Origin of the sequence: Cupriavidus basilensis (assembly GCF_029335485.1) — a bacterium.
GTDB lineage: Bacteria > Pseudomonadota > Gammaproteobacteria > Burkholderiales > Burkholderiaceae > Cupriavidus > Cupriavidus basilensis_E.
In genome coordinates, this window is the sequence record NZ_JARJLM010000733.1 from 1 (window position 1) to 12,419 (window position 12,419).

Annotated in this window: 12 protein-coding genes and 1 pseudogene; 10 read left to right on the plus strand and 3 right to left on the minus strand. The window is 61.7% G+C overall.

All coding sequences use genetic code 11. From position 1 onward, the window contains the following. The first annotated feature begins 17 nt into the window (after positions 1–17). Positions 18–923 (plus strand): LysR family transcriptional regulator, encoded by a 906-nt coding sequence (locus P3W85_RS45060; RefSeq protein WP_276269610.1) that lies wholly within the window; start codon positions 18–20, stop codon positions 921–923. Positions 924–968: 45 nt separating this feature from the next. Here P3W85_RS45060 and P3W85_RS45065 read toward each other — a convergent pair whose 3' ends face one another. The 3 genes from P3W85_RS45065 to P3W85_RS45075 all read right to left on the minus strand — a co-directional run bounded on the left by P3W85_RS45065 (position 969) and on the right by P3W85_RS45075 (position 6,101). Further along, positions 969–4,418 (minus strand): pyruvate carboxylase, encoded by a 3,450-nt coding sequence (locus tag P3W85_RS45065; RefSeq protein ID WP_276269611.1) that lies wholly within the window; start codon positions 4,416–4,418, stop codon positions 969–971. Positions 4,419–4,516: 98 nt separating this feature from the next. Further along, positions 4,517–4,930: a PHA-granule associated protein 4 gene (locus P3W85_RS45070; protein ID WP_276269612.1), complete on the minus strand. Its 414-nt coding sequence runs from the start codon at positions 4,928–4,930 to the stop codon at positions 4,517–4,519. Between the two features lie 391 nt (positions 4,931–5,321). Further along, the gene (locus P3W85_RS45075; RefSeq protein WP_276269613.1) at positions 5,322–6,101 is read right to left on the minus strand and encodes an amidohydrolase family protein; all 780 of its coding nucleotides are present in this window, start codon (positions 6,099–6,101) and stop codon (positions 5,322–5,324) included. A gap of 1,311 nt (positions 6,102–7,412) precedes the next feature. On the opposite strand from P3W85_RS45075, the gene P3W85_RS45080 reads away from it, so the two are divergent. From P3W85_RS45080 to P3W85_RS45120, 9 genes and pseudogenes are all read left to right on the plus strand, one after another. Continuing rightward, the gene (locus tag P3W85_RS45080; protein WP_276269614.1) at positions 7,413–7,694 is read left to right on the plus strand and encodes an H-NS histone family protein; all 282 of its coding nucleotides are present in this window, start codon (positions 7,413–7,415) and stop codon (positions 7,692–7,694) included. 184 nt (positions 7,695–7,878) lie between these two features. Continuing rightward, on the plus strand, positions 7,879–8,373 hold the full coding sequence (locus tag P3W85_RS45085) for a hypothetical protein (protein WP_276269615.1): 495 nt from the start codon (positions 7,879–7,881) through the stop codon (positions 8,371–8,373). Between the two features lie 149 nt (positions 8,374–8,522). Next, positions 8,523–9,065, plus strand: a complete 543-nt coding sequence (locus P3W85_RS45090) for a lytic transglycosylase domain-containing protein (RefSeq protein ID WP_276269616.1) — start codon at positions 8,523–8,525, stop codon at positions 9,063–9,065. After that, positions 9,062–9,757, plus strand: coding sequence for an OmpA family protein (locus tag P3W85_RS45095; RefSeq protein ID WP_276269617.1), 696 nt, complete (start codon positions 9,062–9,064; stop codon positions 9,755–9,757). The genes P3W85_RS45090 and P3W85_RS45095 overlap by 4 nt, the downstream gene beginning before the upstream one ends. A 131-nt stretch (positions 9,758–9,888) precedes the next feature. Then, complete coding sequence (locus tag P3W85_RS45100) at positions 9,889–10,251, plus strand: hypothetical protein (RefSeq protein ID WP_276269618.1); 363 nt, start codon at positions 9,889–9,891, stop codon at positions 10,249–10,251. Between the two features lie 28 nt (positions 10,252–10,279). After that, a complete protein-coding gene (gene traL, locus P3W85_RS45105; protein WP_276269619.1) occupies positions 10,280–10,579 on the plus strand; it encodes a type IV conjugative transfer system protein TraL in 300 nt (99 codons plus the stop codon). Positions 10,580–10,591: 12 nt separating this feature from the next. Then, on the plus strand, positions 10,592–11,158 hold the full coding sequence (gene traE / locus P3W85_RS45110) for a type IV conjugative transfer system protein TraE (RefSeq protein ID WP_276269620.1): 567 nt from the start codon (positions 10,592–10,594) through the stop codon (positions 11,156–11,158). After that, entirely contained in the window at positions 11,145–12,023 is an 879-nt protein-coding gene (locus P3W85_RS45115) for a type-F conjugative transfer system secretin TraK (protein WP_276269621.1), read from the plus strand. The genes traE and P3W85_RS45115 overlap by 14 nt, the downstream gene beginning before the upstream one ends. Next, positions 12,020–12,419 (plus strand): annotated as a pseudogene (locus P3W85_RS45120) (conjugal transfer protein TraB); the annotation flags it as partial. The gene P3W85_RS45115 and the pseudogene P3W85_RS45120, both read left to right, overlap by 4 nt.

Consider the following 12,419-nt stretch of genomic DNA (forward strand, 5'->3'; position numbering starts at 1 on the left):
TTTGACCCTGTGAATTTATGCTCACTTTCAAGCAAGTTGAGGCGGTCTTTTGGATCGTCCAGCTGGGATCATTCGAGGCGGCAGCGAACAAGCTCAACGCAAGCCAGTCGGCCATCTCCAAGCGCGTTCAGGAACTGGAGCAGACCTTCTCCCTGGAGGTGTTCGACCGCAGCAAACGCACGGCAAAACTCACCGAGAAAGGTGAGGAGCTCTACCTCTACGCCAAAGAGCTGCTCGAGAAGCGAGACGAAGCGGTTGAACGCTTGAGCGCGAAAGAGGTGCTGGTCAGGCGCTTTCGCCTCGGGGTGACCGAACTGACTGCGTTGACTTGGTTACCTCGATTGGTGGCCGCCATCAAGAAGGAGTACCCCCGCGTCATCGTGGAGGCCGAAGTCGAGCTCGGTGCGACGCTGAGGGAGCGGCTCGCCGCGCAGACCATTGATTTCATCATCGTCCCGGGTGCAAGCGTGACGGAACGGTTCGTATCAACGCGTCTGGCTTTCGTGGAAAACGCCTGGATGTGTGTGCCTGCGATGGCCCCTCCCCAGAAGAGAATCCCACTGCCCGAGATATCCAGCTTCTCCTTGCTGAGCCAAGGGGATCTATCTGGCACGGGGATTACCTACAGCCGCTTCCTGGTGGAGCATGGCGTGAACGCGGCGAAGGGGTTCACGAGCAACAACTTGGTCGCGCAGATTGGACTCACACTATCTGGCATTGGTGTCAGCTACCTACCTAGGGAGTGCGTCCATTACCTTGTCGAGGATGGAACCCTGCAGGAAATTGAGACCGACCCTCCGCTCCCGCCTATCGAGTATGTGGCCATGTACCGTGCCGACCACGCATACGCGTTGACGGCCAAAATAGCCCAACTCGCCGCAACGCACTGCGACTTCAGCAAACTCCTGCTGCAGCCGGGGTGATTTTCCGGAGCGGGAGCCGCCGTTGCAGCGGCTCCGCTTCCGGCATTAGACCGGCTTCAGTGCGATGAGCAGTTCCTTCGCATCTACCAGGTCACCGGGCTTGACGTGAACAGCTTCAACTTCGCCCTCAACTTCGGCAGGAATGGTCACTTCCATTTTCATCGCTTCGAGCGACAGGACGCTTTGCCCCGCCTTGATGCGGTCTCCGACTTTCACCAGTAGCGAAGCAACGGAGCCCGGCATGGGCGCCGCAATGTGAAGCGGATTGCCTTCTTGCGCAAGCGGTCGCTTGAGCGCCTTCTTCTCTCCGGGCTTTGCGCTGACGCGTACCAGACGAGGTTGACCGTTCAGCTCGAAGAACAACCTGACCTGGCCGTCCTCATCGGCAGCGGACTTTCCGAGTAGACGGACAATCAGCGTCTTACCGGCAGCAATATCAATCGCGACCTCCTCACCTTCCTGCATGCCGTAGAAGAACACGGGTGTCGGAAGGACAGACACGTCTTCATAGGTCTTTCGCGTCTGGATGAAGCTCGTGAAGACCTTCGGGTACATCAGGTAAGCCGCAACATCATTCTCAGACGGCTCGCGCGCCAACAACTCTTTGACCGACTCCCGGGTGGCAGTGAAATCGACCGGCGTCATCGACGAGCCGGGCCGTCCGGCGAGCGGTTGGCCACCATTCAGCACCTTGGCCTGCAGGTCGCGCGGGAAGCCGCTCTCCGGAACGCCCAGTTCGCCTCGGAACAGTGCGACCACCGAATCCGGAAACTGGATAGGGACATCCTTGTCGAGCACCATTTCGGCACTGAGATTGTTCGCAACCATGTAGATGGCCATGTCGCCGACCACCTTGGACGTGGGTGTCACCTTAACGATGTCGCCGAACAACCGATTCACCTCGGAATAGGCAGATGCGACTTCTGCCCATCGCGACTCCAGGCCCAACGCTCGAGCTTGCTCACGCAGGTTTGTGTATTGGCCGCCAGGCATCTCGTGCAGATATACCTCCGACGTGCCTGACCGAATGTCGGATTCGAACGGCTCGTAGTAGGCCCGGACGTCTTCCCAGTATCGCGAGGTTTCCTGGATGTCGCTCGTCTTGATGGCGGGTTCGCGGTCGGAGCCACGCAAAGCGCTGACAACAGACCCGAGATTGGGCTGGGAGGTGAGACCACTCAAAGCGTCGATGGCGCCATCCACTACATCTGCGCCTGCTTCGACTGCAGCCAGGACGCTAGCCGCGGCGATGCCGCTCGTGTCATGCGTGTGGAAGTGGATGGGCAGTCCGGTCTCCTGCTTGAGCGCCGACACCAGTTCCCTGGCTGCTGCCGGCCGGCACAGGCCCGCCATATCCTTGATAGCCAGCATGTGTGCGCCTGCAGCCTGCAGTTGCTTGGCGAGCTTGATGTAATACGGCAGCGTGTATTGGCGCGACGTGTCGAACAGGTCGCCGCTATAACAGACCGCAGCCTCACAAAGCGAACTGGTTTCCCGGACCGCTTCCATCGCGACCCGCATGTTGTCGACGTTGTTGAGCGAATCGAAAACGCGGAAGACGTCGATGCCCGAGGCCGCCGCCTGATGCACGAAGTGGCGAACGACGTTGTCTGGATAGTTCGTGTAGCCGACGGCATTGCTGGCGCGAAGCAGCATCTGAAGGAGTAGGTTCGGCATCGCTGCTCTGAGCTTCTCCAAGCGCTCCCACGGGTCTTCCTTGAGGAATCGCATGGCCACGTCAAACGTGGCACCACCCCAGCATTCCACGGAGAAGAGTCCGTCCAGCTTCGAAGCGTAGTGCGGGGCAATCTCCAACATATCGCGTGTGCGCATCCGCGTCGCAAAGAGCGACTGATGTGCGTCTCGCATGCTCGTGTCCGTGAGCATGACCGGCCTTTGCTCGAGCACCCATTTTGAGAAGGCTTCCGGCCCAAGCTCAACCAGCTTGTCGCGCATGCCCCGCGGCGGCTTGATAGCCGGAGGCGTTGCAGGGACACGCGGCGAAGGGAACATCCGAGCCTTGACGTTCCGGCCGCGCATCTCCTCGCTACCATGCACCGTGACCTCACCGATATATTGGAGAAGCTTGGTGGCGGTATCTCGCCGCTTTGCGAAGGTAAAAAGCTCCGGTTCCGTGTCAATGAATCGAGTGGTGTAGTCGCCATCGACAAACTTGGGATGGGACACCACGTTCTCGAGGAACCGAAGGTTCGTCGAAACGCCGCGAACGCGAAACTCGCGCAGCGCCCGATGCATGCGGTGTGCGGCTTCTTCCGCAGTAGACGCCCAGGCAGTGACCTTGGTCAGCAGCGAGTCATAGTAGGGTGTGATGACCGCGCCGGTGTATGCGGTACCGCTGTCGAGGCGAATACCGAATCCCGCGCCAGTCCGATACGCACTCAGTCTGCCGTAGTCCGGATTGAATCCGTTTTCAGGGTCTTCCGTCGTCACGCGACATTGCAACGCGTGTCCGCGGACCTGAATCGCCGATTGAGCAGGAACGCCGGAGGCGTCATCGCCGATACACGCGCCCTCCGTGACCTTGATTTGGGCCTTGATAAGGTCAATGCCAGTTACCTGCTCGGTAACCGTGTGCTCAACCTGGATGCGCGGGTTGACCTCGATGAAGTAGAACTCATTGGTGTCGACATCGAGCAGGAACTCGACCGTCCCGGCGTGCGTGTAGTTGACCTCGCTTGCCAGTCGGAGCGCTGCGCCGCACAAGCCCTCGCGGGTCTTGGCAGAGACATAGGGTGCCGGTGCCCGCTCTACGACCTTCTGGTGCCGTCGCTGGATAGAGCAGTCACGCTCGAACATATGTACGAGGTTGCCATGAGTGTCGCCAAGGACCTGTACTTCAACGTGACGGGCGTGGCGAACCAGCTTCTCGAGATAAACCTCGTCGTTGCCGAACGCCGATTTGGCCTCGCGGCGCGCGACATCGAATTGTTGGCGCAGGTCATCGGCGGTCTCGATGACTCGCATTCCCCGACCACCGCCGCCCCAACTCGCTTTGAGCATGAGCGGATAGCCAACGCTGGCTGCAGCCGCGAGGGCTGCATCGATATCGCAGGGCAACGCGCCGGTGGCCGGCATTACTGGCACGTTCGCGCGCTGAGCCGCCTGACGAGCCGCAACCTTGTTCCCCAGCGTGCGCATGACCTCGGGCTTAGGGCCGATGAACTCGATGCCTTCCTTCGCGCAGGCTTCCGCGAAATCGGGGTTCTCGCTCAGGAATCCGTACCCTGGATGGACGGCATCGGCTCCTACCTCCTTGGCGATGCGCAGAATCTCGGGAATAGCGAGATAGGCTTGCGTGGGCTTCAGGCCCTTTCCCACCATGTAGCTCTCATCCGCCTTGAACCGGTGCAAGGCAAACCTGTCCTCATTGGAGTAGATGGCGATGGTGCGTATTCCGAGCTCACTGGCGGTCCGCATAATGCGAATCGCTATTTCACCACGGTTCGCTACAAGGATGCTCTTAATCTGCTTCATGACTTGCCTCTGATTTGATGCCGAATTTCGATGCGCCCGGTGAGCAGTCCTAGGGTCGCTGAGCGCGACGCCATGCGGGCCCGTGAGCGGAGCCCGTATCACTGCCATTGGTGGTCGAAGACCATGCCGGTGAGCGGTCCGTCAACGAGGATGTCTCCGAAGAACCGGGCTTTTCGTTGGAGCTCCTTCCAGACTTCGTGAGGAAGAGCTTCTTTTGGGAAGCTGCAACAGAGATTCCGTTGCCGATAGGTGCGCTTTTCGAGGGAGAGCCCTGCTAGCAAGGCGTTCGGACAGGTAACGAGCACATACTCCGTACCCTTCGTGGTCACCCGAATGCCCTGGTTCATCCCGAGTCGGCCGAGCTCGACGGCGTCACGCCACGCCGTTGGATAATCGAGCTCAAGGTCATCTACCTCACAACACCCGATGACATGCAGAGCTTCAATCTTGCTGAGGGCTATTGCGCGTCTCATGACCTTGCGGCGTCGCTGTTTATAGAAGTGGGCGACCAAGCAGTCAGAGTGCTTCCGGACATTTTTCGCCTACCCGATGGAGCTCTGACGCTGACTACTCGCCTGTCGTCGCCCGACAGCAATCTTGCGGTATTTCAGAGATCCAAAAAAGAGATTTATTTCGATGCTATCTCATTCATTTTTGTAATGATAACACGAATGTGAGGCCCATACGTCACCAATCCGACGAAATCGGAGGCGCGACGCTCGGCGACCGTCACAGGCGAGCGTAGGCCATGTGGCCTTTCCCGGTATTAAAAAAGGGCGACCATTAGATGGTCGCCCCGACGAATACGCCACGGTCAAAGACGAGCGGATGTCAGTCCCGAACAATCCTAACCTCGTCCTATCGGGGCCAAAGAACGGACTGGCGCGACTCGTAGGCTCGCCGTCATGAATTTGGAAAATCGTAAAGAACCGCCGGGTTGGTGACGAGCACGCGGTGGCGCGCAGCTTCATCTGGTACCCATTCGGAGAGCAAATCAAACAAGATGGCGTCGTCTGGCTTTTCTTTCTCTGTAGCATGAGGCCAGTCACTAGCCCAAACCACGCGCTCTGGTGCAGTCTTTGCAATCTCTCGCGCCAGTCTAGATGCATCGGGATAGAGCGGCCCCTGCTTTGAACTGAGATAGGCGCCCGACAGCTTGACCCAAGCATTGCCCTTGTCCAGAAGGCGACGAAGAGCCGCGTAGCTCGGGTGAGCGGTTCCCTGCTCTAAGGGGATACGTGCCATATGGTCAAAGACAATAGGCGACGGCAAGGAAGCCAAGAGCTCGTATGCTTCTACGAGGCGCTCGCCGGGCATGTAGAACTGGATGTGCCATCCCATTTCCTTTAGACGGGGAGACAAGAGCTTAGCTTTCTCTATGGAGATGGCTCCTGCCTGCACGAGATTGAACCGAACACCGCGCACGCCAAGCGAGTGCAGCCGTTGCAATTCGCTGTCTGACACATCCGCGCTTACCACGGCAACCCCGCGCGCATTGCTGCCAAGAGTCTGCATGCCAGCGAGCATTACTTCATTGTTGGTGCCATATGCCGAAGGCTGCACTACCACGCAGCGTTGCGTGCCAATGCGGCGTTGGAAAGCCAAGTAGTCGTCGGCCAGCGCGTCGGGATGCAATACGGGCGCGCCAGGCACCGTCGGTGCTCGCTTATCGAAGAAATGCATGTGACAGTCTGTCGCCCCGGCCGGCACAGTCGTTTTTGGCCTTTCATTGCCCGCGGAGTACTTGACCTCCTGCGCGTTTGCCAAACGATACAACCCTGTCGCTGAGCATCCAATCGCAGCGGCAAGGGCACAGAAACGGCGGCGGTCCAGCATTATTTCAGACATAGGAGCCTTTCTCGGTGGTATGCAAATATGGGAGTGCTGCAATGGAGAACTGGTACGAGCACGACCACCGTTAGCTGCCATTGGAATATGGGCGTTATCGAAATTACACAGATTTCGGGGGCCTTGCCTTGTACAGGTAGTAATTATTGCCCATTGAATCCAGTACACAAAGTGACATTTTCAGCAACAAATTCATTCCATTAGGTGACGAAAAGAAAGGGTTCTCCCTAGGACACGTTGGTTGTCGACACAACGTTATGGATAAATGGAGGATGCAACTATATGGACAGCATCGAGATTCTTGTCGGCCTATGCGCGGGAATCTTTGTGATGTCTCTTCTGACATACGGCTGGATAACTTTGTGGCGTCGCTCGCCCATCGGCTCTCTGGGCCGCAGCGGGAGAGGCCGCTGCTCAATGTTTGCAGAGGGCCCTGGGGGGGTGGCAACTCAAAAGCGACCGGACGCGCTCTTTTTATTTCCATGCCTTGCGTCACAGAGGCCGCTATGATGCGTAGTATGAGCTTGTAAGTTGCACCAAAAACACCACGCGGCATGGAAAACGACTCATATATCCCCTTTGATGTCCTGCAGACCTTGGCACGCAGGACCGACACGATAACCGCCGAGTGCGGGTGCAGCGCTCCGGCGCTCGACGCATGGACTAGCGTTCCCATATCTTTCCCCGAGCAGCAGCTCACGGCGATTGGCACGCTCGTCCGGGACATCTATAGCGAGCCGACGTTTGAGGAGTTCCACCCCGAGACCACCAACATCTGGTCAGCCGACGCACCGATTGCTCCCCTTTACTACCCCTACAATCGTTGCGCGATTTGGGAATGCAGCTCGTGCCGGCGGGTGTACCTCCGGTACGTGGAAGGCGGGGGTTACTTTGTTGATTCTCGCATTCGCAGGTTGAAGTCAAATGTGCTTGTCGACGCACCGATTTCGGCGTAGTCCAAGAAGCGGGGCGGGCCTCGGCAATTCTCAATGCTTGCGCCCTAAAGCAACCACATTGCTAAGGTGAGCACATCGAAGCCGAATGTGCGCAGTTCCCTGTCGGAGTCGGTCGGGAGAGTGCCGTCCAGCTGAAGGATACGTTCCCGGTGAGTCCGCAGTTCAGCCTGGATTGATTTGGCGGTGGAACTTGGCAAGCCACCGAAAGCAGAAGCAGAGTGCGTTTCTGGCAGCCATCGCCCATTACAACCTCACGTCGGCCGATCGCTTCGACAGTACCGTGCGCCACGGCCCCAAGAAAGGCCCGCTCGTCCAGCAAGGCAAGAAAACAACGACCAGATCTGTTGTTTCGACTGCCAAGTACACCGACGGCAACGGGAAGACCTGGACCGGCCGAAGCAAGCGACCCAACTGGTTCAAGGATGCGTTGGCCGTTGGCAAGACCGCCGAGGATTTGCTCATCCGCTCCTAGCCAACATACGCCGCCATCGTGAGATGGAGCCGCGTGCACAAGGCGGCCCATTCGCCATGGTCCCCAATGGCGATATCCCCCGCAAAAGCCCTTCATTGCGCCGCGACTCGGCGAACGCGCGTCTTTACGCTTCAGTCATGCACTTGGTCCTGCTAGCTGCATTGATTGAAGCGAGGTAAGCGCCATGTTCTCCACGGTACCGACGACACACCCTGCACCCTCCATAGCCCTCATCCCCGGCGACGGGCGGGGCATTGTCGAGACGCGCCTCTGGGTCGAGGAGCACGAATGGCTCTACGGCCTGCTGCTCAGCGAGCGGAACATTGCGCCGACCTTCCGCTTTCCCGACCTCATCAGCGCCTGTGTCTCCCTGGTCTTTTCCCACAACGATGCGCCTGCGCACATCTTCCGCTTCCTGGGTACCGAACTCGTGCTGCGGCCGCCGCAGACGCCGAGGCGGCGCGAATCGATGTGGCGTCGCCAGTATGAGCTTCTGCAAGAACTGCAACGCTCCCCCGCCAATCGGCATCCGAATCCTAAGTTCCAGTTGGATCAACTGACCACCGCTTGCGTGGCGCTATCGCGCGCCCAGGACACTTCCGGGCGCGCTGTACTGGAACAGGCGCGCCGCAACATGGCTGCCCGCATCCACCCCGTGCCACTGCCAGCCACGGATTGAGCGCGACGCGGTCGCGCCACATTTTTCCCACCCCGTCCGGCCCCGACCGGACTCACCCGAACCCGACCCCGACCGTCTGCCGATGGCAGAAGGCCCGACCCCGTCGCCCACGCGAGTGGGCTTCCCTGGTCTCGTTCACGAGGTGAGTCATGCGCCATTCGTTCGTCGTTGTCCTGGCCTTCCTGGCGCTGCAGCCGGTGTGGGCGCATGCCTGCTGGCGCGATGCCGGCCAGCGCTATGGCGTATCTCCCGAGCTGCTCTACGCCATCGCCCGCACCGAGTCGAACCTGAATCCCAGGGCGGTCAACCGGGCACATAGGGCAAGCACTGGCTCCTACGACATCGGGCTCATGCAGATCAACAGCGGGCACTTGCCGCGCCTCGCGCGTCATGGCATTGGCGAAACCGATCTGTACGATCCCTGTACCAATCTCAACGTCGGCGCCTGGTTGCTGGCGGACGCATTTGCACGTCATGGCGTGACGTGGAATGCGGTCGGTGCCTACAACGCGGCCTGCTCGCGGCTCAAAGGTGATGCCTGCACGCAGGCCCGGGCCCGCTATGCCTGGAAGGTGTATCACCGTCTCCCTGGGCAAACGACCCCATTGAATGGGGCGAGCGCTCGCCCGGCACCGCCGATACAGGCCGCATCCATCCAGCCCCTGCGTATGGGCGTGCGGGTGGCGCCATGAACTACGCGCTCCAGTGGTCCATTGTCGGCGCCATCGCGGCTGCGGTCGGCGCGATGGCGGGCTGCAGTGCCGTCCCGCAGGCCGCATCGACAAAGGCAGCCCGCGCTGCGAACGCCAACGGCGGGCGTATCGCGCAGCAGGGCTACGGCATCCGCGCAGCGTTCCGGCTCTGCACGATGCCCGACTGTCCGGTGGTGACGCGCAAGACCATCGACACCGAGGTTGCCAAACCGGACTCCGGCAATGCGGCGGTCTCCCCCGCTGTATCTGCGGCATCGTCGGGCGGTGATCCACCCACGTCACGCCCTGCTGTCGAGCCGGACAACCCGCCGCCGAAGGAATCCATCGTCCGCCTGACGGTGTTTTTCCGGTTTGGCGATGCGGGGCTCACGCGCACGGCCCGCGCGGCTTTGGACGACCTGCTCGAAAACACGGCAATTGCCGCCCGCATCGTCGTCACCGGCCGCACCGATGCCATCGGTCCGAGCCAGGTCAACCAGACCCTCGCCCGATCCCGCGCCCTCGCTGTCAGTGCGTACCTGCGTGAGCGCCGGCCAGATCCGGCAACGCGCATCGAGGTCGAGTCCGCCGGTGCGTGCTGCTACGTGACCTCGAACGACAAGGCACCCGGGCGGGCGCGCAATCGCCGCGTGGAGGTTGCGATTTATCTCGATCCAGAGGCCTCGCTGTGAGTCCCGGCCAGTTCGCCCTCACCCGCCGTGCGCCGCACGCACACACCTGCAGGGCCTTGCGCCCCACCCCGCCGCGTACCCGCCCTTTCCATTCCCTGCGCCCAGGCGCATCCATTTTCAGGAGTTCGCTCATGAGCACTGCCACACTTCGCATCCCTTCCGCCGCCTCGGACCGGCCCCGTGCACGGCGCGTCCTCGGCGCCATTCTTCTCCTCGTCGTCGCCGCCCTCGGTCTGTGTGTCGCCTTCCCTGGCTATGCGCTGGACCTGGTGGCATTCACCGGCATCACCGGGCCTCTGACCTCCGCGCTCACGCAGATCTCCGCGCTGGGACCGGGGATCAAGGCGCTGGTCGGCTTCGTCGGCTTCGTCGTCGCCCTCATTAGTCTCTCCGCCCTGCGCAACTTCGGGCCGGTCCTCTTCTACGTGGGCCTGGCCATCTTTGGAGCGGTCGGCCTGGTGATCGCCGGCGCCATCATGGGCGCGGTGGTCTGAGCCCCGCGTCGACGTCCCGGAGACCGACATGCGAGCCGACACCTACATCCCCCGGCGCCTCGATGACCAATGGAAGATCGGCTTCTGGGACGTCGACGTGGCCGCCCCGGTGCTGTTCATGTTCTTCGTCGGCTACATGTCCGGTAGCAAGATGTCCTTCGCCGTTTGCATGGCGTCGGGGATCGCGCTCTCGCGCTGGATCTCGCGCCTGAAGGCGGACAAGCACCCGGCCTACGCGATCCACTGGCTGTACTGGCACCTGCCGTCGAACCCGATGACGGCCATGCGCGCCACGCCACCCTCTCACCTCCGCCGCATGGTGGGCTGACAGGGGGATGCCATGGACTTCGAACGGCTCAATGGCGACCTCAAGGAGATGCGCCGCCGCAACCGCCACCTCGGCCTTGCCGTCGGCGCGCTCGCTGCAGGGCAGATCCTGGCCTTGATCGTCATCCTCAACCTGCTGGGCTCGGTGCGAACCGTGGTCGTGCCGCCTTCGCTGAACAAGACCTTCTGGGTCACGCGCGACCAGGCGAGCGCCGAATACCTCGAGCAGATGGGCAGCTTCATCGCCTGGCTGGTGCTCGACGTGAGCCCCGCCACCATCGACTGGAAGAAGGACACCCTGCTGGGTTACGCCGAGCCTGGACAGTACGGCGAACTCAAGACCCGCCAGGAAGTGGAGGCCGAGCGCCTGAAGCGGATCAACGCCGCCACGTCCTTCTCGCCCCAGCAACTCGTGCCCAGCGAGTCGGCGCAAAGCCTCGTCGTGCGAGGGCGTCTGCGCACGCTCGTCAATGGCTACGAGACCGCCAATGAACTCAAGGCCTACCGCATCGACTTCGCCTACGCGGGCGCGCGGATGCACCTCAAGGGCTTCAAGGAGATCCCCTATGCGAGCAACTGAAGAACGCGCGGCCCGCGCCCGCCCCGACTGTCGCACGACACGCATGCCGGCCCTGCCGGCCGCCGCGCGCCGGGTCATCGCCCTCACCGCCCTCTCGTTCGGCTTTCCGACCTACGCGCTGCAGGTCGTCGAGGCGAGCGATGGCGTCTCCGTCGAAGCCATCGTCTCGGTCAAGGAGCCGACGCGCATCCGCATCGAGAACGCGCCGATCACCGACGTCTTCGGCAACATCCATTCGAGCCAGTGCGGCTCGGGCGCCGCGCTGCCGACCATGCCCGGCTCGCCTTCGGCGGCGCCAGCCGTACCGGTCACGAACCCCGCCGGCGATGTCGTAGTCGAGTGCGACAAGGACAAGGGCGAGATCTACATCCGCCCGGTGGGCGATGGCGGCAAGCCGATCAACCTGTTCGTGTCGTCGGCCAGCGCCACCTACACGCTGCTGCTGCGCCGCGCGGACACGCCGGCCGACACCATCGTCATCCGCGACAAGACCCCAAAAGCACTGCACGGAAAGGCATCCCAGGCCACCGCGACACCATCGCCGAACCACATCCGCGCCATGAAGGCGCTGCTTGTCGCCATGGCCTCCGACCGGGTTCCGCCCGACATCCGGGTCGAAGAGACCCACCGGCCGCTCCAGCTCTGGCAGGAGGCCAAGTTCGCGCTGGTCCGCCGCTATGAGGGTCGCGGGCTCGTCGGGGAGAAGTACCTGCTGCAAAACGTCAGCGCCGAACCCATGGGACTTTCCGAACAGGAGTTCGATCGTGACGGGGGCGAGGTCGCCGGCATTGCGATCGAGCACCACAACCTCCGGCCCGGCGCCAGCACCAGCGTGTACGTGATTCGCCGTGGAGGTGCGCAATGAACTGGCGTACCGCATCGAATGGCGCCGTGCGCGGCATCCTGGAGCGGCTGACGCCGCGCCAGCGCCAGTACGCGATGCTGGCGGCGGTCCTGGTCGGCGGCATTGGCGTGCTGTGGATGGTGTTCGCGTTCTCGGGTTCCACGCCCACCAAGCCTGACGCGCGCGCCGCCACGGCTGGTCCCCCAAGCAGCGTGACCAACCTGGGCGTCATGCCGCCCGGCGCCCAGGTCAATCCGGTCGACCAATGGGTCGGCACGGCCGGCCGCAAGCTGGCGCAGTACGAAACCGAGCGCGAGGAACAGGGCCGGCTCAATAAGGACCGCCAGGCCTTCGAGGCGAAGACCATGCAGCGCTTCGCCGAGCTCGAGCAGCGGCTCACCTCGGCACAGCAGGCAG